The sequence below is a fragment of the Actinoplanes sp. NBRC 101535 genome (assembly GCF_030269225.1).
GTDB classification, from domain to species: Bacteria; Actinomycetota; Actinomycetes; order Mycobacteriales; family Micromonosporaceae; genus Actinoplanes; species Actinoplanes rectilineatus.
The window spans coordinates 554,769-574,129 of the sequence record NZ_BSSY01000004.1; the positions used below are offsets into that span (position 1 = coordinate 554,769).

Sequence of the window (19,361 nt, forward strand, 5' to 3'; positions counted from 1 at the left end):
AGGTTACTACCGAGTCACATCCAGAAGCGAGACCTCAGCACGATCTTCCTGAATGTCCGCGGAATCGGACGCCGGGGTGCGGCGCAGGACCACGGTGAAGTTCCATGTGAGCAGCTCACGCAGGACGGGTACGCGTGCCACCCAGCACGCCCACTTCGGGTGGTAGCGGGGCAGGACATCGACGACGGTCACCAGCCCCGCGCGGCGGGCCGACCGGACCCAGCGCATCGTCCGTGCGGCGCTGATCGGGAACAGTGTCTCGCCGAACCGGTTCTTCGGCTCATGACCGTGTCGTTCGATGTACCGCCGCCGGGCGCCCCGGCCGCCGAGCAGCAGATGCCAGGGGCCGGTCTCGTGGCCGCCGTGCGGTGACAACCATGGTGTGTACGAGACGAAGACCGTCCCGCCCGGCCGCGTCACCCGGAGCAGCTCGTCGAGCAGCGCTTCCGGGTCGGGAACGTGTTCGAGCACGTTGGACGAGTAGGTGACGTCGACCGCGCCGGTGCGGATCGGGAGGGCGGTGCCGCTGCCCCGGATCATGCCGGCGACTGCGGCGCCGGATGCCGCGAAGTCGCCGACCGCGGGGTCGAGCCCGTGGTAGACGGCTCCGGCCGCACGGAACTCGGCGGCGAAGTAGCCCGGCCCGCCGCCGACGTCCACGACTGTCTGTCCCGACAAATCCGTATAAGTTTGTATCTGGGCTACGGAGTCCCGGGCCAGCAGCGAATAGAACCGATCCGGATCACTCTGCTCGACCAGGAACGTCCGGAACAACGTGATCGATCGTGCGAGAGTCGCCCCGGACGGCTGCGGCGCGGACGGAGCGATCGTGGCCGCCATCGCGAACACCGCCGCCATGATCGCCAGCTGGACCGGTGCGCCGTACGCCCACTCCTGCTGATGATCGAGCAGCCGTCCGGCCACCGCGATCAGCGCGCCCAGCCCCGCGAACCCGGCCGTGACCCACGGCAGGGCCCGCGGCCACAACTGCCGAACGATCAGCATGGCCAGCAGGAACGACACCGCCGCGAATCCGCCGAGCAGCACCGCCAGCGCGAGGAGCGGAACGAGTATCGACCAACCGGGACGTCCCGCGGCCGTGACCGGCGAGACCCTGCGAACAGGGATCAGCGCCAGCAACACGACAAGCAGCACGAACACCGCGCCGGCCGCCAGGCCCACCCGGTACGGCACGTCCGGCGTGAACGTCAGCGTGACCGTCCCGCCGTCCCCCGCCGGGATCAGGAACGCCTGCTGCCACCCGTCGACCCGGACCGCCGGCAGGGAGACGCCGTCCAGGGTGGCCGCCCAGCCGGCGTTGTGGTTCTCCGGGACGACCAGCAGCGCCGCCGCACCGGCCGCGACGGTGACCGTCCGGGACGCGGCACCCCACTCCTCGACGGTGGTGGCCCGGTGGGTGACCGCGGGCCGGGTGCCACCGGCACCGAGGATGATCGACTGTCCGACGTAGGCGGCCGACGGCAGCGTCCGGATCCGGTGTTCCCCGGCCGGGAGCGTCACGGTCGCCCCGACGAAGTCGTCGCAGACGGTCACCGGCAGGGGGCGCCCGGCCCGGACGTCGCCGAGGGTTCCGGACACCGACGTCGGATAGCTCCGGCCGTCGATCTCCACCGCCGGTCCCGTCCCGCACTCGCCCGCCAGAGCGGTCGCCGTGAGGCTCAGGCCGGGGACGGTCACCTCGGCGATCCCGGCCGGGGCGGGCCAGCCGTTGCCGCGCGGGTCGGCGATCACCGGCGTCGTGGCGGTCACCGTGATCACCAGGCGTTTCGTGGTGGTGACCGGAAGCCGCACCCAGCCGTCCTCGCCGACCGCGGCGGCGACCGGATCGCCGGTGGTGGTGACCAGGACCTGGGTGGGCCGGGCGGTGACCGGACTGTCCGCGGTGACCAGGCGGAACCGGTCCACCTTGCGGGCCGCGGTCCAGGACAGGGCCAGGGTGGGACGGTCGTCGCCGGGTTCGGCGAGCCACGACGTGGCCGGGTCGCCGTCGATCGCGGCGTGCGCGCCGACCGTCACGTCCCCGGTGAGCACCGACGACGCCGACACCGCGGCCTGCGCCTTCAACGGGAGCGTCCCGCCGGGGCGGGGCAGGGCGGTCAGGCCCAGGTCGTACGTGGCCGCGGCGGACGTGGTGAACAGGCGGTCCACGCCCAGCGGTTCCTCACCCACCCGGCGCAGGAACTGGTCGCAGGCCGGGAAACAGGCGCCCCGCTGCTGGCGGGCACGTTCGAAGACGTAGGACCCACCGGTAGCCGGGACGCGCAGCGCCCGGGTCGCGTCCAGACCGGGGATGCCCAGCTCGCGCAGGGCGACCGCACCCTGGTAGCCCTCGCGCAGGGCGAGGACGGTGACGCGTACCGAGGTGGTCAGACCGGGCAGTGTGGACAGCCGGTGCGGTCCGGTGGTCGCCGGCACCGGGCGGTCCACCGAACCCTGGTCGGTGGTCAGGCGGACCATCGCCACCGGGGCGGCGATCCGCAGGTCGTCGGCGAAGTCCACGGTCACCTCGGTGACCCGTTTCGCCGTCTCCAGTTCCACCGACAGCCATTGGCCGGGGCCCGCCTGGTTGGGATCGGACCGCCACGCCGTGCCGTCGTCGCCGTCCAGCGCCGCGAACGGCAGCGCGGACGGGTCGCTGGCGGCCAGCGAGTCGGCGAAGGCGGCGCCGCTCGACGCGTCGACGGCACGGATGCCCTGGTAGACGGCGACGGTCTGGTGGCCTTCGGCGGGGAACGGGAGGACGTCGTCGCGTACCCGGCCCTGCCGTGTCTGTTCGTCCAGGGTGAGGGTCTGGCTGACGTTGTCGCGGATCCGGCCGATGTTGAGTTCCCGGCGGCGCAGGCCGTCGGTGACGATCCGCCCGCCGCCGGCCTGCGGCACCGCCTGGTCACCGTCGAGCACCGCGGGCTGCGCCGGGTCGATCAGGCCCTGGTCGAGGACGCCGAGCAGCGACTCCGGGCCGCCGCTGACCACCGGCACACTGTCCAGGGTGGTCGCCGTGACCAGCGGTACCGGCCGGTCCACCTCGAAGATCTCGACGGCCGGCACGGTCAGGCCGGCGTCGGCCGGGCTGACCTGTGCACCACCGGCGGTGACGGCCGCGCCGAACGTGGCGGCCCGGCTCAGCCCGGGTGAACCGGTGACCGCGGCGCGGACCACGGCGATCGGTGGCGCCCCGGTCGCGGACCGGTCCAGGTCGTGGCGGACCAGCAGGTAGCGGTAACCGGCGCGGGCCAGGAAACCGGAGAGCGCGGCGGACCCCCGGCCCTCGGCCAGCACCGCCTCGACCGCGTCCAGCACCCGGATGTTGCCCTCGGAGCCGAGCGGGATCTGGTTGCGGGTGGCCCACGGCGTGGTGGCGAGCGCCTGCATCGGCTCGTCGACGGTCCGTCCCCAGGTCGACTGGGCGAACCCGGAACCCGGCACGACGAGGGTGCGGTCCCGGGCGCCGTGGTCGGCGAGCCAGGCGGTCGCCTCGGTCCAGTGCGACGGAATCTCCGGCCAGCCGGGGCCGGGGCGCAGGACCATCATCCAGGCGGGCGCGGCCGCCGCGAGCACCAGCGCCGCGACGGCGGGCCGGGCCAGGAGACGGCGACCGGCGAGGTACGCGAGACCGAGCGCCACCGGCAGCCGGAGGACGGGCTCCCACTTGTGGACGTTGCGCAGCGGCGCGAGCGGCCCGTCCAGCAGTTCCCGGATCAGCGGGGCGGCCGGGCTGTCCAGGGTGCCGACGTACCCGATGGTCAGCAGGGTCAGGCCGGTCAGCGCCCCGAGCACCAGGAACCGTTGTTCCGGCAGGTCACGAAGCGCCAGCCCGGCGAGTCCGAGGATCGCGACCACGGCGGTGACCGCCATCAGTGCCGGGTTGTCGACCAGGATCCAGCCGGCCGACCACCACGGTTCGCCCTGCACGATGTAGCCGACCCACTGGTTGGTGCCGCGCAGCGCCTGGAACAGCGAGGTGACCGCGGTGGTGGTGGCCGAGGACTCGATGTAGTCCAGGAACGGCAGGCTGTACCGGCCGAACAGCAGCAGCGGGACGATCCACCACAGGGTGGCCGCGGTGACGCAGACGAACCACCAGCCCATCAGCGCGGCGAGACGCCGGTCCCAGCGGCGGGTCAGCAGGTAGATCCCGGGCAGGACCAGGGCCATCACGACGGCGGCCGCGTTGATGCCGCCCATCAGGAGCACCGCCAGGGCGGACAGCGCCGCGGCCCGGCGCGGCGACTTCACCGTGACCAGCGGCAGCAGCACCCAGGGCAGCATGACGACCGGCAGCATCTCCGAGGAGAGCGGGCCGATCTCGGTGAGCATGCGGGGCGCCGTCGCGTACGCGAGACCGCCGGCCACCCGGGATCCGCCGGTGCCGATCCGCATCGCCCGGGCCAGCAGGACCGTGCCGTAGTAGGCGGCGCACAGCAGTACCGCGCACCACAGGCGCTGGGTGATCCACGGCGGGACGCCGAGCAGGTCCCCGGCGGCGAAGAACGGGCCCATCGGGAACAGGTAGCCGTACGCCTGCTGCTGCAGTTCGCCGGAGGTGGCCGACGGGTTCCACAGGTGCAGCGCCCGGGCCATGAACCCGATCGGGTTCTCCGCCAGGTCCAGTTTGGTGTCGAAGGTGACCCGTCCGGGCCGTTGCAGGAACGCGATCACCACGAGCAGCAGTGCGCCGCCGTGCACGAGCAGACGACGGGTCATCGGCGGCACTCCGGTGGCAGGCAGCTGAATTCGGCCAGGGCGGTGTAGAAGATGTCGCGGATGCCGGACGGTTTCGCGGTCAGCGCGACCCGCCCACCGGTGGCGCCGGCGATCTGCCGCAGCTCGCCGGCGTCGATCTCCGGTCCGACGCCGATGAACAGGATCGGCACCGGGCGTCTCCGGTCGGCCAGTTCGCCGAGCTGCCGCAGCAGGGCGGCCCGGCTGATGCCGCTGGCGTTGTCGTCGGTGCCGTCGGTCAGGATCAGCACCATGTTGATCCGGCCGGCCGTCCAGTTGCGGGTCGCGTTCTTGTACGCCGCCAGCGTGGTGTCGTAGAGACCGGTCCGCCCGGCGGGTTCGACCCGCATCCGTCCGAGCTCGGCGACGATCGCGGACCGGCGCGGGCCGACCGGGCCGACCGGGACGATCTCCCGGTAGTCGCGGCCGCCGTCCAGGTCGGTGGAGAACTCCCAGACGCCCAGTTCGGTGGTGCCGAGCAGCAGTTTCGCCCCGCCCTGGGCGGCTTTGACGGTCGCCGACAGCCGGGTGTCGGCGGAGCCCGGCACGGCCGACTCCATCGAGCCGGAGATGTCGAAGACGGCCAGCATCCGGGCGCTGATGTGCACCCCGCCCCAGGCGTTGAGCAGGTCCTCGCTGTCCTGTTCGGCCGGCAGTCCGACCGGGGTGTCGCCGTCCGGGGCGCGCAGGCCGTGGGCGGTGACGGCGGCGGCGCCCTCGTCGGCGAGCAGTGCCCGCAGCAGTGCGGTGGCCTTCGCCCGGGCCGGGGCGTCCGAGGTCAGGACCGCGTACGGGTAGTCGGGGCCGGGGAGCGCCGCGGACGGGTAGACCGCGGTCTGCCCGGTGGCCTGCTTGACCTGCTGTTCGGTGCTGACCACCGCGGTCGTCGCGTCGGGGGCGGGCACCGTCTCGCCGGTGACCGGGATGGTGTCCGGGGCGAGCCGGCGCATCATGGCCGCCGTCGTGGCCGCGTCCGAACCGGCCAGCCGCCGGACGCCGACCAGGGTGGCGAACCCGAGCGGGCTGGTCGCCGGGTCGGGCAGCGCGACGCGCAGCGGCGGTTTCGCGGCGCCGACCAGTCCGGCCCAGCCGGATCTCGGCACCCGGCCGGCCGCGCGCCGGTCCACGGCGAGCACCACCGGGGTGGTCGCCACCGGTACGCCCTCGGCGGGTACCTGGAACGCGCCGGCGGCCCGGGCGCGCCGCAGCCACAGGGTCGACTCGGGCACCCAGACGTCCGGGGCCGCGCCGCCGAGGGTGCGCAGCACGTCGGACGACTCCCGGGCGACCACGTCGATCTCCAGACAGGGGGTCCGTCCGGCGAGACGTTCGGCCACCTCTCGCACCGGGTCGGTGACGCTCGGTGCGACATTCACACGTAACACTGTCATGTCGGAGCACTGTGGAGCACTGCGGGTGCGATCGGCGTACGTCACTCCCGCCCACCCCGCGAGAACCGCCACCAGTGCGACGCTCAGCAGCGTGACCGGCCAGAACTCCGGTCGTGAGCGCAGGCCACCATCGACCAACGTGGACCCTTTCCGTGTTACGTCGCCATTGCGGATCGTCGCGGAGCTGCCCTAGTGTGACGCGACCGCGAATCGTACTCGCTAGTAGGGGTGGCGGAGTAGACCATGACGGATACCTGCCGCGGTCACGTCCTGTTCCTGAACTGGCGGGACACCCTGCACCCGGAGGGCGGCGGCTCCGAGGTCTACCTCGAACGGATCGCCGCGTCCCTGATCAAGCAGGGGTACCGGGCCACTCTGGTCTGTCAGGCCCACGGCCGGGCACCCGCGCAGGAGACCACCGCCGACGGGCTGAACATCGTCCGGCGCGGCGGCCGGCACACGGTCTACCTGCGGGCGGCGCTGCTCTACCTGCTCGGCGCGATCGGCATCGGCGCGTTGTCGCGGCGCCGCCTCGGCCGGCCCGGCGTGATCGTGGACGTCGGCAACGGCATGCCGTTCCTCAGCAAGGTGTACGCCCGGATCCCGGTGATCGCCCTCGTCCACCACGTGCACCGCGAGCAGTGGCCGGTGGTGTTCGGCCCGCGGGTGGCCCGGATCGGCTGGTGGATCGAGTCGCGGCTCGCGGTCCGGGTCTACCGGCGTTGCCAGTACGTGACGGTCTCCGAGTCGACCCGCGGCGAACTGGCCGGACTGGGCGTCGATCCGCACCGGATCGCCGTCGTGCACAACGGGACCCCGGAGGTGAACGGGCCGGCGTTGCCGCGTACCCCGCATCCGAGCCTGATCGTGCTGGGCCGGCTGGTACCGCACAAGCGGGTCGAGTTCGCCCTGCGGGCCACCGCGCTGCTGGCCACCGAGATGCCGGCGGTGGAGCTGGTGGTGACCGGCGAGGGCTGGTGGGACGAGCCGCTCAGCCGGCTCGCCGAGGACCTGGAGATCACCGATCGGGTGCGGTTCACCGGTTTCGTCGCCGAGGACCGCAAGCACGAGTTGCTCTGCGGGTCGTGGCTGCTGCTGATGCCCTCGCTCAAGGAGGGCTGGGGGCTGACCATCGTGGAGGCCGGGGCCCGCGGCACGCCGTCGGTCGCTTTCCGCTCGGCGGGCGGCGTCGCCGACGCGATGACCGACGGGGAGACCGGGGTGCTGGTCGAGGACGAGTACGAGTTCTTCCGGGCGACCCGGTCGCTGCTGCTGGACGCGGCGCGCCGGACCGCGATGGGATCGGCCGCGGCGGCGCATGCCCGGCGATTCACCTGGGAGAAGGCGGGTGAGGCCTTCGCCCGGGTGGTCGCCGGACAGCTTCCCACCGGACAGCCGGCGCGGATCGGTCAGCGCGTGCCGTAGACCTGCGACGCGGGATCGAGCTGGGTCTCACCGGCGACATGGTCGGCGGACGGGCTCACCGCGCCATAGGTGGCGACGATGCCGACGACGCCGAGGATTCCCCCGGCGATGGCCGCGACGACGAACGTGGCCAACTTGGCCATTCTTCCTCCCCGGACTCGTGGGTGCGCGGACCGTACCACGCATACCCGCAACAAGCGATGAGAACCAATGTCCCGGCGAGCAGATGCGCTGCCAGGACAAGGTGGACGGGACCCCGGGGCATCGCCACCGCGGCGGGATTCGCCCACAATCGCAGGTCCTGTCCGTCATGGACCAGGGTCAGCCCGGCGAACACGCCCGGCGGCGATGCCGGCCCGCTCCTGTCCACCAGCACCCAGCGGACGCCGAGCTCCGCCGCCGGACGGCCGGCGGCCAGCAGCGCGGCGGCCTCGGCGGCACGCGGACTCTCCCCGTCGACGGTGACCGTGCCGACCCGCAGCGCATCGTTCATCAACACCGGAGCGTCCAGGTAGCGCGGAGCCGGATCGCGCACCACCACACCCCCGGTCCACGACGACCGCCGGTAGCCCTCGAACGGCAGCGACAGCACCTCACCCGGATCGCTTTCCACCAGGGCGGCGACCCGGTCCCAGTCGGCCGGATAGGAGACCGGGCGCAGCGCCCCGGCCACCCCGAACGCCAGATCGGGCAGCAGCACCACCGGCAGCAGCGCGATGCTCGCCAGCAGCACCCGCCCGGCGGCGGGCTCGAACCGGCGGGCCGGCGCCGCGGCGAGACGTTCCGCCCCCAGGGCCAGACACAGGGCCAGCAGCATCGCGTACGGGATGAGGAACTTCTGCCCGTCCCGCACCAGGCCTGCGCCGGGCACGTGCCCGACCAGCCACTCCAGCATCCCGGCCGCCGGGGTTGCACCGGCCGCCGCCAGCAGGAAACCGCCGCCTGCCAGCACGAACAGCCGGTGCGCGCCGCCCGGCCAGCGCCGCCGCAGCTCCGGCAGGCCCACCGCGGCGATCGCGAGCAGCACCAGCGTGACGACCGGGACCAGCACCGACGTGCGGCTGCCCGGGACGGTCTGCGCGTTCCAGATGCCGCCGGTGCCGGCCAGTGCGATCAGCGTGCCGCCCCAGTTCTCCGCGCGGGCCGCGAACTGGGCGACGCCGTCCGGATCGGACGTGCCACCGGCGGTGCCGGTCAGGGCCGCGACCAGCCACGGCAGGTTCAGCGTGGACACCCCGGCCAGGGCCAGGACGGTGGCCCGGGACCGCAGCGGCGCCAGGATCCCGACGGCGGCGAGCGCGAACAGGCCGCCGGTCGGGGTCAGTGCGGCGGGCGCGGCCACGATCAGCAGGCGGGGCAGGGCACCGGGACGCCTCACGGTCAGGTCGCGCACCGCGATGATCAGCCAGGGCAGCATCGCGTACGCGAGAAGCAGCGCCCACTGACCGATCAGCAACCGCTCGGCCAGGAACGGCGTCCACGCGTACCCCAGAGAGGCGGCGACCCGGGTCCCACGGCGACCGGACGGCACCAGCCGGGCCGCGCCCAGCGCCGCCAGATAGACCACCGCGACCAGCGCGAGCCGTTGCAGCAGCCAGCCCGGCACGGCCAGGTTCGCCAGCGACACCACCGCGTCCAGCGGCACCGCCCGCGGCAGCGCGCCGGACGGGGCGATCATCTCCGCGGACAGCGGCTGCCGCGGCACGAACACCATGTCGTAGCGCAGCACGTAACCGGGCAGTGCCAGCGGCGCGAGGACGACCGCGGTGACCAGGGCCGCGACTCGGCGCACGATCAGTTCGCGGGGGCCGGGACCAGGTCGCCGACCGCGACCTCGTCGGTACAGATGCCGGCCGCCGGGTCACCGGACTCGAGGACCACCTCGGCGCCGCCGCCGTAGACGACCACGAACATCGCGTTGAGTCCCCGGTGCACGTCGAAGCCGCGCGGCTCGCCGTCGCCGAGGCGCACGGTGGCCGAGGCGTCCCGGTCGCTGAGGTAGGCGATCCGGATGACGTGCCAGTACTCGGCGGTGCTCGCGGTCAGCGGGATGCGCACCGGTCCGCCGGTGATCCGGTAACCGCAGCCCTGCCGGGGTCCGGGACGGTTCGCCGGGCCGTCGATCCAGCCCTTGACCACGTGGCCGGCCTGGTCGAAGACCCGGATGTCGCGGCCCTGGGTGACGAAGACCGGGCCCTCGGGGAGCGGCGCGAAGAACTCGGACTGCCGGTTGTACGGCGCGGACAGCGGGCCGACGACCCCCTCGGGAACCGGCTGGTCCATGAAGACCGTGCCGGCCGGGAGGGTGGCGAGGTCGGCGCGGGCGTTGGCGAGGTAGTCGCGGCCGGCCTTCTTCGCCCATTCGTCGCCGTACCTGATGCCGGTGAACGCCGAGCTGAGCAGGAGCGCGGCAAGACCGGTGAGCAGGATCGGACTCATCCGGATTTTTGCGGCTTTCTCTTCTCGTTCTTGGATTCCGCAGAGCGCGACCCCGATCGCCAGGGCGGCGACCACCGCGACGTCGGCGATGTAGCGCGGCACCGAACCGGCGACCGCGCTGTAGACCGAGCCCATCCGGGTCGCGCCGAGCAGACCCAGGACCAGCGCCAGGTAGAACACCAGCAGCAGCCACGCCCGGCTCGCCGTGGTCCGGCGACGCCAGATCGTGTACGCCACGAACGCCGCCGTGATCACGATCGCCGTCCACCGCGCGGCGGGCGGCGGCGAGGCGATCGGCGCGCCGTCCCCGGCCGGGAACCACGCCCACGGGCCGCCGATCAGCCCCGGGAGCAGGGTGTGACTGATCGCCTGCCCGATGAAGGTGAGCACCTCGGCGACCGACGACGGCCGCCGCACCGACGAGGTGGCCAGCGCCGAGTACAGCCCGAGGAAGGCCAGCGAGACACCGGTCAGCACCAGCCAGCTCGGCCACCAGCGGCGGACCGTCGACCACAGGCCGTCGCCGTACAGGCAGGCGGTGACCAGGAAGACCAGGGCGACCGCCAGGATCGCCTTCTCGAAGAACAGCAGTCCGAGCAGGATCGACAGGCCCAGGGTGATCAGGTGCAGCGGCCGCCGGGTGCGGACGTACTTCACCTGCGCGCCGACCGCCAGGACCATGGCCAGCTGCATCGGCAGCACGTTGACGCCGACCGCCCACCAGGTGCCGGCCTCCAGGGTCAGCGGCGTGAACAGGAAGACCGTGAGCGGCACCAGCAGCGTCCACGTGGCCGGCAGCATCAGGCGCAGCAGCCGGTAGAACGCGACGCTCACCGCCGCCTGACCGGCCACCAGCAGCGCCAGGAACGGGCCGTACCCGAAACCGCCGAACCGCAGCGCCAGCCAGCTGAGCAGGTGACCACCCGGCATGAAGTGGTTGTTGAAGAGGCGGAACAGGTAGTCCGGCGTCGGATCGTTCCGGTCCGCCATCGACAGGATCGGGAAGTCGTCGTACGCCAGATAACCGCGATGGGCGATCAGGGCACGGGCCGCCACACTGACGGCGATCATCACAGCGGCCACGGCCGCCAGAGGGTTCGGCACGACAGCAGGGTGCCATACCCATCGGTACAACGACATCCGTCGAGGTATGGACCTGAAGTTTCCTCACCAGTAACCTGCACGGGCATCGGTACTGAGCGCGATGGTGAGGTGACATGACACAACCGGGCAACACAGTCGACATCTGCGTCGTCGGCGGCTGCGGCCGGGTCGGCCTGCCGCTGGGCATCGCCCTGGCGTCGCGCGGACTGTCCGTCGTGCTCTACGACATCGACGCGGCCGCGGTGGCGACCGTCAACGCCGGCGTGATGCCGTTCGCCGAGAACGGCGCGGCCGCCCCGCTCGCCGAGGCGCTGACCACCGGACGACTGCGGGCCACCACCGAGGCGAGCAGCGTCGGACAGGCCGAGGCGCTGATCGTGGTCGTCGGCACCCCCGTCGACGAACACCTCAACCCGGACCTGGGCGCGGTCCCCCGGGCCATCGAACGCTGCGCCGAACACCTGCGCGACGGGCAGCTCGTCGTGCTGCGCAGCACCGTCTACCCCGGAGTCACGGCACTCACCGAAAAGCTGCTGACCAGCCGGGGACTCACCGTCGACGTGGCGTTCTGCCCGGAACGGATCGCCGAGGGACGGGCGATGGAGGAACTGTTCACGCTGCCGCAGATCGTCGCGGCGCGTACCCCGCAGGCTCTGGACCGGGCCGAGAAACTCTTCCGCACCCTGACCGACGGCATCGTCCGGCTCCAGCCGGAAGAGGCCGAACTGGCCAAGCTGTACACCAACACCTGGCGCTACCTGAAGTTCGCCGCCGCCAACCAGTTCTGGATGATGGCCAACGACTTCGGCCTCGACTTCGAACGGATCCGGCACGCGGTCACCCACGACTACCCGCGCGCCGCCGACCTGCCGATGCCCGGCTTCGCCGCCGGACCGTGCCTGCTCAAGGACACCATGCAGCTGGCCGCGTTCAACCGGAACAACTTCGTGCTCGGCCACTCCGCGATGCTGATCAACGAGGGTCTGCCGCTCTACCTGGTGTCCCGCCTGGAGGACCGGTTCGACCTGGCCGGGTTGACCGTCGGCATCCTGGGCATGGCGTTCAAGGGCGGCAGCGACGACTCCCGGGACAGCCTCGCCTACAAACTCCGCAAGATCCTGACGCTCAAGGCGCGGGAGACGCTGTGCACCGACCCCTATGTCACCGACGACCGGTTCCTGCCCCTCGACGAGGTGCTCGACCGCGCCGACCTGCTGGTCATCGCGGCGCCCCACCCGGAGTACGCGACGCTGACCACCGGCAAGCCACTGATCGACATGTGGGGCCTGACCGGACAGGGCGTCCTGGTATGACACCCCGGGTCTCGGTGGTCGTGCCGGTCTACAACGAGGGCGCGGAAGTCGTCCGCCACCTCGAACGGATCCTGCGCGAGGTGCTGCTGCCGGCCGAGATCCTGATCGTGCACGACATGCCCGAGGACACCACGGTCCCGCACGTGCAGGCCCTGGCCGACAAGGATCCGCGGGTCCGGACGGTGCTCAACACGTACGGGCGAGGACCCGCCAACGCGATCCGGTTCGGCATCGACGCGGCCCGGGCGCCGGTCGCGGTGGTGACCATGGCCGACGGCTGCGACGACCCGCGGCAGATCGACGACCTCGCCCGGCTCGTCGACCGGGGCGTGGTGGTCGCCGCCGCCTCCCGGTACATGCCCGGTGGGCAGCAGGTCGGCGGGCCCCGCTTCAAACGGCTCGCCTCCCGGTGGGCCGGCAAGACGCTGCGGACCTTCGCCCGGGCCGGCACCCGCGACGCCACGAACAGTTTCAAGGCGTACGACACGGCGTTCGTCCGCGAGGTCGGCATCGAGTCGAACACCGGCTTCGAGATCGGCATCGAACTGACCGCCAAAGCCACCCGCCTGCGCCGGCCCGTCGCCGAGATCCCCACCATCTGGCTGGACCGGCAACTCGGCGAATCCCACTTCGACGTCGGCCGGTTCCTGCCCAGCTACCTGCGCTGGTACTTCTTCGCGTTCGGCCCCCGGCTGTCCGCGGACCGGCTCGCCACCCGCTGGGCAGCCCGGCGGCCGGCACTGTCCGCCACCCCCGCCGCCCGCTCCAAGGAGGACACCCCGGCATGACAAGAGTGCTGGTCACCGGCTCGGCCGGGTTCATCGGCGGCTACCTCGTGCAGGAACTGCTCGGCCGCGGCCACGAGGTGGTCGGGCTCGACAACCTCTCCAAGTACGGGCCGGTCGCGCACAGCTACGACGCCCACCCGCGGTTCCGGTTCGTCGAGGGCGACGCGCGCGACACGGAACTGGTCGGCGCGCTGCTCGACGGCTGCGACCACTTCATCGCCGGCGCGGCCATGATCGGGGGGATCTCCTACTTCCACACGTACGCGTACGACCTGCTCGCCACCAACGAGCGGATCATGGCGTCGTCCTGTGACGCCGCGATCGCCGCACACCGGTCCGGCACACTGACGAAGGTCACCTACCTGTCGTCGTCGATGGTGTACGAATCCACCGACCACTGGCCCAGCGTCGAAGGTGACCAGCGGCTCGTCCCGCCGCCCCGCTCCTCCTACGGGTTCCAGAAACTCGCCGTGGAGTACTACGCGCAGGCCGCCTGGGACCAGTACCGACTGCCGTACACCATCGTGCGGCCGTTCAACTGCGTCGGCGTCGGCGAGGGACGGGCACTCGGCGAGGCCGAAATCCTCTCCGGCAACGTCAAACTCGCCATGTCGCACGTCGTCCCCGACCTGGTGCAGAAAGTGCTCAAGGGGCAGGACCCGCTGCACATCCTCGGCACCGGCGGGCAGGTGCGGCACTACACGTACGGCGGAGACCTCGCCCGTGGCATCGTGACCGCGATGGAACACCCGGCCGCCCGCAACGAGGACTTCAACCTGTCCACGGCCCGGTCCACCACCGTCCTCGAACTCGCCGAGCTGATCTGGCACAAGGTCAAAGGACCGGACGTGCCGTTCCGCCACACCAGCGACGAACCGTTCGCCCACGACGTGGCGAAGCGGGTCCCGGACGTGACCAAGGCCCGCGAGGTGCTCGGCTTCACCGCGGACACCAGCCTGGACACCATGCTCGACGAGGTGATCCCGTGGATCGGCAGGGCGGTCGCGGACGGACGGCTCTAGCCACCCGCGCCGGGCTATCGGGGGCGTCGGTCGCGATCGCCTCTTTCGGCACCAGTGCTCTGGGTTATCTCGTACCCCTGATAGGAGCACGACGGCTGGAAGCCGCTGATCTCGGCGCTCTGGCCACCGTGCTCGCGATGGCCGCGATCGTGAGCGTGCCCGGAACCGGCCTGCAGATCGCCGTCGCCGTGCACCGCGCCCGCAGCCCCGGCGCCGCAGCCGGCCGGATCGCATGGCTCACCGCGACACTCTGCGCGGGTGTGGTCGTGGCGCTCTCCCCCGTCGCGTCGCCCCTGCTCGACCTGCCGCTCCCGGTGACGCTGCTGCTCGCCGCGCAGACCTTCGCGATAGTCCTGGCCGGTCGTCCCCTCGGCGAGTTGCAGGGTGACGCCCGGTTCGTCCGCCTGGCCGCCGGGATGGCGATCCTGGCCGCCGGACGCTACCTGGGCCTGACCGCGGGCCTGCTGCTGAACCTCGGCCTGACCGGCGCGATGCTGCTCGGCGCGGCAACCGCCCTGCTGGTCCCGCCCGTCCTGGCCCTGCTGACCCGCTCCCCCGGCGCTCCCGGCCGGCCCGGCGTCACCGCGCGCCAGGTCCTGACCGCCGGATCGGCGACGCTGGCCATGCTGTTCGTCTCCTACGCCGACCTGCTCCTGGCCCGGCACCTGCTGCCGGCCGCCGACTCCGGCGGGTACGCGGTCGGCACGGTCCTGACCAAAGGCGCGCTGTGGGCCCCGCAGGTCGTGACGGTGCTGGCCCTGCCCCGCCTGGCCCAGGGCAGCCGCCGGGCCCTGGCGGTCGCGGCAACCCTGGTCACCGCCTCCGGCACGATCCTGGTCGTGGCGACGGCGCTGTTCGGCCCGCTGGCCTTCAGCCTGGCGGGCGGGCCGTCCTACGCCGGGCTGGGCCGGTACGCACCGGTGTTCGCGGCGACCGGTGCGCTCTACGCGCTGGTGTTCGTCCTGGTCAACGCCCAGGTGGCGGCGGGCGTGCGGTGGCCGTCGGCGCCGCTGTGGGCGACCGGCGTCGCGTTCGTGGCGGTCGCGGAGTGGCTGCTCCCGCACACCCTGCCGGCCGTCATGGGTGCTGCGGCGGTCACGGCCGCGACAGCGCTGGCCCTGACCGCCGCAACCACGTTCCGCTCCGCGTAGGCGCACCTCATCGGGCATCTTCAGTGGGCACTTTTGCACCGCCGCGGTGTCCTTTTGCACCAGGGCGGCGAGGGGCGAGGTGTCAGCGTGGTCACCTGACGGGAGGTGGGCCGGTGCCGACACACACCTTCACCATCGTGCTGAATCGCCGTCCGGCCGACGAAGAGCTGGACCGGCTGGTCGACCAGGGCCTGGACGACGCGACGTTCGGAGTCGAACGAGGTGTCTCGATCGTCGAGTTCGATCGGGACGCCGGGAGTTCTCGCCGAAACCGTGATCGAGGGCGGCGACGGCACCCGAAACCGTGATCGGGGGCGGCGACGGCACCCGAAACCGTGATCGGGGACGGTCACCGGCCGTTAAGGGGTGGCAGTCGCACCCGAACCCTTGATCGGGTGCGCTCACCGCCGCTCTTCGGGTGCGGGTGCCAGCGCTCTTCGGGTGCGGGTGCCAGCGCTCTTCGGGTGCGGGTGCCAGCGAGCTTCCGGGGGTGCGGTGGCGGATGACCGCCGCCGTGGATCGGCCACGCACGGGCGGAACCACGAACGCGGATCAGCCGGGTGCGGGGCGAGGCAGGACCGGCGCGCCTGGGGTGACCGGCGGCGGGGAGCGAGAGGGCGCGACGCGGCCCGGCCCCGACGGCGGCCGCCGCCCCGCGGCCAGGCAGGACGATGCGAGTGCGGTCGGGAACGGGCCGTTACGCGTACCCCCTCACGAGGTTTTGATCGCCACCGCGCCGAAAGCGTCGATGAACGTGGCGTCGTCGTCGCCGGTGCGCCACTGGGTGATCGGGACGACGCCGGGCTCGATCAGGTCGAGGCCCTCGAAGACCGAGGCGATCTCCTCGGGGCTGCGCAGAATGTAGGGGACGCCGCCGGACTGGGCCAGCCTCTCGGCGCCCTCGACGACCTCGGGGGTGGTGTTCGTGCCGTCCCAGAAGACCAGGTAGGAGCCGGGGGCGGTCTTCTCGACGATCCGCGCGACCAGGGAACGGACCAGGTCCAGGTCGGGTTCGTAGCCCATCACTCCCATGAACATCACCGCGATCGGTTTGCTGAAGTCGAGGGACTTCGCCGCGCCGGCCAGGATCACGTCGGGATCGTGGTAGTCCGCGTGCACATAGGTCGCGCCGGCCATCAGCGCCCGGGCGTAGGCCAGGACCAGCGGATCGTTGTCGACGTAGACGACCGTCGCGTCCGGGGCGACCTCGTGGGTGTTCTGCATGGTGGGCAGGCCGGTGCCGATGTCCAGGAACTGGCTGATCCCGGCCTCGGTGGCCAGGTGCCGGACCACGCGTATCAGGAACCGGCGGGACTGGCGCGCCATCACCGCGATCTCCGGGTAGACCTGGGCGACCGCGTCACCGGCGGCCCGGTCCGCGGCGAAGTTGTCCTTGCCGCCCATCCAGTAGTTCCACATGCGGGCCGCGTGTGGCACGTCGGACTGCAGCGCCGCAGCCTGTTCCTCATCGGGAGCCATGGAGAAGGTTCTATTGCAGCGCGCTTCGTTACGCAAGGTGTCGGCGCGTTCCGTCAAGCGGTAGTGGCCGTTGCTCCTTAGGGTGATCGCATGGGTACCACTGTGAGCGTTCGGAAGTCCCGGCGTGCGCTGCGCACGTCGGCCGGCATCTCCCTGCAGGTGTTGCTGGTCCTGCTGATGACCTGGGTGACGCTGGATCTACTCGGACGCGCCTGGTCGATCATCTGGCCGCTGGTCATCGCCCTGCTGCTGACCACGCTGACCTGGCCGCCGGTGCGGTTCCTGAGGCGGCACGGCTGGCCACCGGCGCTGGCGGCCTCACTGGTCATGGTGCTCTTCCTGCTCCTCGCGGCCGGCACGATCGTCGGCATCGTCACGCCGGTCGCCGCCGAGTCGAAGGACCTCACCAACGGCGTCATCGAGGGCATCTCCACGGTCCGGTCCTGGGCTTCCGGACCACCGTTGAACATCACCAACGACCAGCTCAGCGCCTATCTGGACACCGCCACCGAGCAGATTCAGGCCCGCGTCGGCAGCATCGCCACCGCCGCCCTGACCGGGGTGAGCACGGTGGTGAACGGGCTGGTCACCACGCTGCTCGCGCTGTTCCTGATGTTCTTCTTCCTCAAGGACGGCCCGCGGTTCCTGCCCTGGCTGAGCCGTCAGCTGCCCGGCCGGCTGTCGACCGACGTGCCCGAGGTGGCGTCGCGCAGCTGGGACACGCTGGGGGCGTTCGTCCGCTCGCAGGCGTTCGTGGGACTGCTCGACGCGGTGTTCATCGGCATCGGCCTGTGGATCGTGGGCGTGCCGCTGGTGCTGCCGCTGGCCGTGCTGACGTTCGTGACGGCGTTCATCCCGATCATCGGTGCGCTGTTCGCCGGGCTGGTCGCGGTGCTGATCGCGCTGGTGTTCGTGGGCTGGACCAAGGCGCTGATCGTGCTGGCGATCATCATCGCGGTGCAGCAACTGGAGGGGAACGTCTTCCAGCCGATGATCCAGAGCCGGGGGCTGGGCCTGCACGCCGCTGTGGTGCTGCTGGCGGTGACGCTGGGCAGCAGCCTCTACGGGATCGTGGGCGGTCTGCTGGCGGTTCCGGTGGCGGCGATGATCGCGGTGTTCTGGAACTACCTGCGCGAGCAGCTGAGCGACTCGCCGCCTCCGCCGCCCGAGGCGCCGACGATCGAGGACACCACGCCGGAGTTGACGCCCGCTGTCGTGGATGACGACCCGAAGTCCTGACGGTGGAACACGGACGCCAGCCGATACGGCTGGCGTCCGTCCTGTTCTGCGGCTCCGGTCAGAGGGCGCGGGCGGCGTGCACCGCCGCGCCGGTGGTGTCCGAGCTCGCGGGGGCCACGTCGCCGTGGCAGTTGAGGTGGACGACCCCGCTGGTGCGGGCGTGCGAGACCTCGGCCTGGGCGGCGGTGGGAACAGCCAGCACGGCGGCCGCGGCGAACGCGACGCAGACGATCCTCTTCATGTCTGTCTTCCTCTACGTTTTGCTTCGGTCCTCGTACTTTTCAGCGTAGAGGTGATGCCCATTCAAGTATGAAAAATCAAGATTTAGGGGTACGCGCTGCCGTGAGCCCGGAACCCTCGATGATCGTGTGGAAATCCCTGCTCCGAGTCGTGCCACCCCTGGCGCTGGTAGCGCTCGCGGTCGCCCCGTCCCTGCCCGTGACCCGGTCCGCCGGCGCCGACGCGGCCCCCGTGACGCACGTGATCCGGCCCGGCGACACGCTGTCCGCCATCGCCTACCGCTACGGCATCGGCACCGCTGACCTGCGAAAATGGAACACTCTCGCGGACGCCGACCTGATCAGCGTCGACGGCCTGCTGCGGCTCACCCCACCCGCCGGCACGCTGCCACCCTGGCGCTCCCGCGTCGAGACCGTCACCGCGGAGGAGGCCAACGGCAACCCCACCAGGAAGTGCCCCGTCCCTGCAGGCGACCTGCGGCGCATCTGGGTCCGCTACCTCGACTTCACCGGAGTCCCCCACGACGGCACGATCATCATGCACCGCGACCTGGTGACCGCGACCCGCAAGTCGTTCGCCGCCCTCTACCGGCTTCGGTTCCCGATCCTGGTCATGCAGCCCGCCTCGGTCAACATGCCCGGCCTCACCGACAAGAGCATTCTGACCAGCGGGTACGAGTGCCGCTACGTCGCCGGAACGACCCGCTGGTCGCAGCACTCCTACGGACGGGCGATCGACGTGAACCCGCGCCAGAACCCGATGATCCGCGGCGACTACCTGGACCCGCCCCGCAGCGAGCCGTGGATCCCCCGCGACCAGTACCTGCCCGGCATGCTCCACGGGGACGGCGCGGTGGCCGCCTTCACCGACAACGGCTTCTACTGGGGTGGCCGCTGGAAGACGCTGAAGGACTACATGCACTTCAGCCCGAACGACCTCTGAGAACGGCACCTCCGCGCCGCGAGCGGCGGAATCCGAGCGAGGTCCGTCGCGGCGGCCGCCTACCCGTCGGACTTCGCGGCGGTGA

Annotated in this window: 14 protein-coding genes; 8 read left to right on the plus strand and 6 right to left on the minus strand. The window is 71.8% G+C overall.

Going from position 1 to position 19,361, the window contains the following annotated elements; genetic code table 11:
- Positions 1-6 precede the first annotated feature (6 nt).
- A complete protein-coding gene (locus tag QSK32_RS14465) occupies positions 7-4,725 on the minus strand; it encodes an alpha-(1->3)-arabinofuranosyltransferase domain-containing protein (protein ID WP_285472202.1) in 4,719 nt (1,572 codons plus the stop codon).
- Positions 4,722-6,119: a substrate-binding and VWA domain-containing protein gene (locus QSK32_RS14470; RefSeq protein WP_052720038.1), complete on the minus strand. Its 1,398-nt coding sequence runs from the start codon at positions 6,117-6,119 to the stop codon at positions 4,722-4,724. The genes QSK32_RS14465 and QSK32_RS14470 overlap by 4 nt, the downstream gene beginning before the upstream one ends.
- 258 nt (positions 6,120-6,377) lie before the next feature.
- On the opposite strand from QSK32_RS14470, the gene QSK32_RS14475 reads away from it, so the two are divergent.
- Entirely contained in the window at positions 6,378-7,559 is a 1,182-nt protein-coding gene (locus QSK32_RS14475) for a glycosyltransferase family 4 protein (RefSeq protein WP_285472203.1), read from the plus strand.
- A gap of 55 nt (positions 7,560-7,614) precedes the next feature.
- Here the strand turns inward: QSK32_RS14475 and QSK32_RS14480 are convergent, their stop codons facing one another.
- Together QSK32_RS14480 and QSK32_RS14485 are read right to left on the minus strand one after the other, a co-directional pair.
- Positions 7,615-9,351, minus strand: a complete 1,737-nt coding sequence (locus tag QSK32_RS14480; RefSeq protein ID WP_502872529.1) for an MmpA family trehalose lipid delivery protein — start codon at positions 9,349-9,351, stop codon at positions 7,615-7,617.
- Positions 9,352-9,353: 2 nt separating this feature from the next.
- Entirely contained in the window at positions 9,354-11,102 is a 1,749-nt protein-coding gene (locus QSK32_RS14485) for a hypothetical protein (RefSeq protein WP_285472204.1), read from the minus strand.
- 113 nt (positions 11,103-11,215) lie between these two features.
- Here QSK32_RS14485 and QSK32_RS14490 point away from each other — a divergent pair, with 113 nt between their 5' ends.
- The 5 genes from QSK32_RS14490 to QSK32_RS14510 all read left to right on the plus strand — a co-directional run bounded on the left by QSK32_RS14490 (position 11,216) and on the right by QSK32_RS14510 (position 15,684).
- Positions 11,216-12,415, plus strand: coding sequence for a nucleotide sugar dehydrogenase (locus tag QSK32_RS14490; RefSeq protein WP_285472205.1), 1,200 nt, complete (start codon positions 11,216-11,218; stop codon positions 12,413-12,415).
- Entirely contained in the window at positions 12,412-13,203 is a 792-nt protein-coding gene (locus QSK32_RS14495) for a glycosyltransferase family 2 protein (protein WP_045739592.1), read from the plus strand. The genes QSK32_RS14490 and QSK32_RS14495 overlap by 4 nt, the downstream gene beginning before the upstream one ends.
- Complete coding sequence (locus QSK32_RS14500; RefSeq protein ID WP_285472206.1) at positions 13,200-14,225, plus strand: NAD-dependent epimerase/dehydratase family protein; 1,026 nt, start codon at positions 13,200-13,202, stop codon at positions 14,223-14,225. Before QSK32_RS14495 ends, QSK32_RS14500 begins: the two co-directional genes overlap by 4 nt.
- Complete coding sequence (locus QSK32_RS14505; RefSeq protein WP_285472207.1) at positions 14,189-15,376, plus strand: polysaccharide biosynthesis protein; 1,188 nt, start codon at positions 14,189-14,191, stop codon at positions 15,374-15,376. Before QSK32_RS14500 ends, QSK32_RS14505 begins: the two co-directional genes overlap by 37 nt.
- 113 nt (positions 15,377-15,489) lie before the next feature.
- Positions 15,490-15,684, plus strand: a complete 195-nt coding sequence (locus tag QSK32_RS14510) for a hypothetical protein (protein ID WP_045739589.1) — start codon at positions 15,490-15,492, stop codon at positions 15,682-15,684.
- Between the two features lie 403 nt (positions 15,685-16,087).
- Here QSK32_RS14510 and QSK32_RS14515 read toward each other — a convergent pair whose 3' ends face one another.
- Positions 16,088-16,855, minus strand: a complete 768-nt coding sequence (locus tag QSK32_RS14515) for an SAM-dependent methyltransferase (RefSeq protein ID WP_045739588.1) — start codon at positions 16,853-16,855, stop codon at positions 16,088-16,090.
- A gap of 90 nt (positions 16,856-16,945) precedes the next feature.
- Between QSK32_RS14515 and QSK32_RS14520 the strand changes: the two genes are divergently transcribed.
- Complete coding sequence (locus tag QSK32_RS14520) at positions 16,946-18,094, plus strand: AI-2E family transporter (protein WP_045739587.1); 1,149 nt, start codon at positions 16,946-16,948, stop codon at positions 18,092-18,094.
- A gap of 58 nt (positions 18,095-18,152) precedes the next feature.
- Here QSK32_RS14520 and QSK32_RS14525 read toward each other — a convergent pair whose 3' ends face one another.
- Positions 18,153-18,335, minus strand: coding sequence for a hypothetical protein (locus tag QSK32_RS14525; RefSeq protein WP_045739586.1), 183 nt, complete (start codon positions 18,333-18,335; stop codon positions 18,153-18,155).
- A gap of 119 nt (positions 18,336-18,454) precedes the next feature.
- Here QSK32_RS14525 and QSK32_RS14530 point away from each other — a divergent pair, with 119 nt between their 5' ends.
- A complete protein-coding gene (locus tag QSK32_RS14530) occupies positions 18,455-19,276 on the plus strand; it encodes a M15 family metallopeptidase (protein ID WP_285472208.1) in 822 nt (273 codons plus the stop codon).
- The last annotated feature ends 85 nt before the right edge of the window (positions 19,277-19,361 follow it).

Excerpts from the sequence above, each read along its gene's own strand:
- QSK32_RS14465 (WP_285472202.1), bottom strand. The coding sequence starts at position 4,725 with ATGACCCGTCGTCTGCTCGTGCACGGCGGCGCACTGCTGCTCGTGGTG.
- QSK32_RS14475 (WP_285472203.1), top strand. The coding sequence starts at position 6,378 with ATGACGGATACCTGCCGCGGTCACGTCCTGTTCCTGAACTGGCGGGAC.
- QSK32_RS14520 (WP_045739587.1), top strand. The coding sequence starts at position 16,946 with ATGGGTACCACTGTGAGCGTTCGGAAGTCCCGGCGTGCGCTGCGCACG.
- QSK32_RS14500 (WP_285472206.1), top strand. The coding sequence starts at position 13,200 with ATGACAAGAGTGCTGGTCACCGGCTCGGCCGGGTTCATCGGCGGCTAC.
- QSK32_RS14525 (WP_045739586.1), bottom strand. The coding sequence starts at position 18,335 with ATGAAGAGGATCGTCTGCGTCGCGTTCGCCGCGGCCGCCGTGCTGGCT.
- QSK32_RS14495 (WP_045739592.1), top strand. The coding sequence starts at position 12,412 with ATGACACCCCGGGTCTCGGTGGTCGTGCCGGTCTACAACGAGGGCGCG.
- QSK32_RS14530 (WP_285472208.1), top strand. The coding sequence starts at position 18,455 with ATGATCGTGTGGAAATCCCTGCTCCGAGTCGTGCCACCCCTGGCGCTG.
- QSK32_RS14515 (WP_045739588.1), bottom strand. The coding sequence starts at position 16,855 with ATGGCTCCCGATGAGGAACAGGCTGCGGCGCTGCAGTCCGACGTGCCA.
- QSK32_RS14490 (WP_285472205.1), top strand. The coding sequence starts at position 11,216 with ATGACACAACCGGGCAACACAGTCGACATCTGCGTCGTCGGCGGCTGC.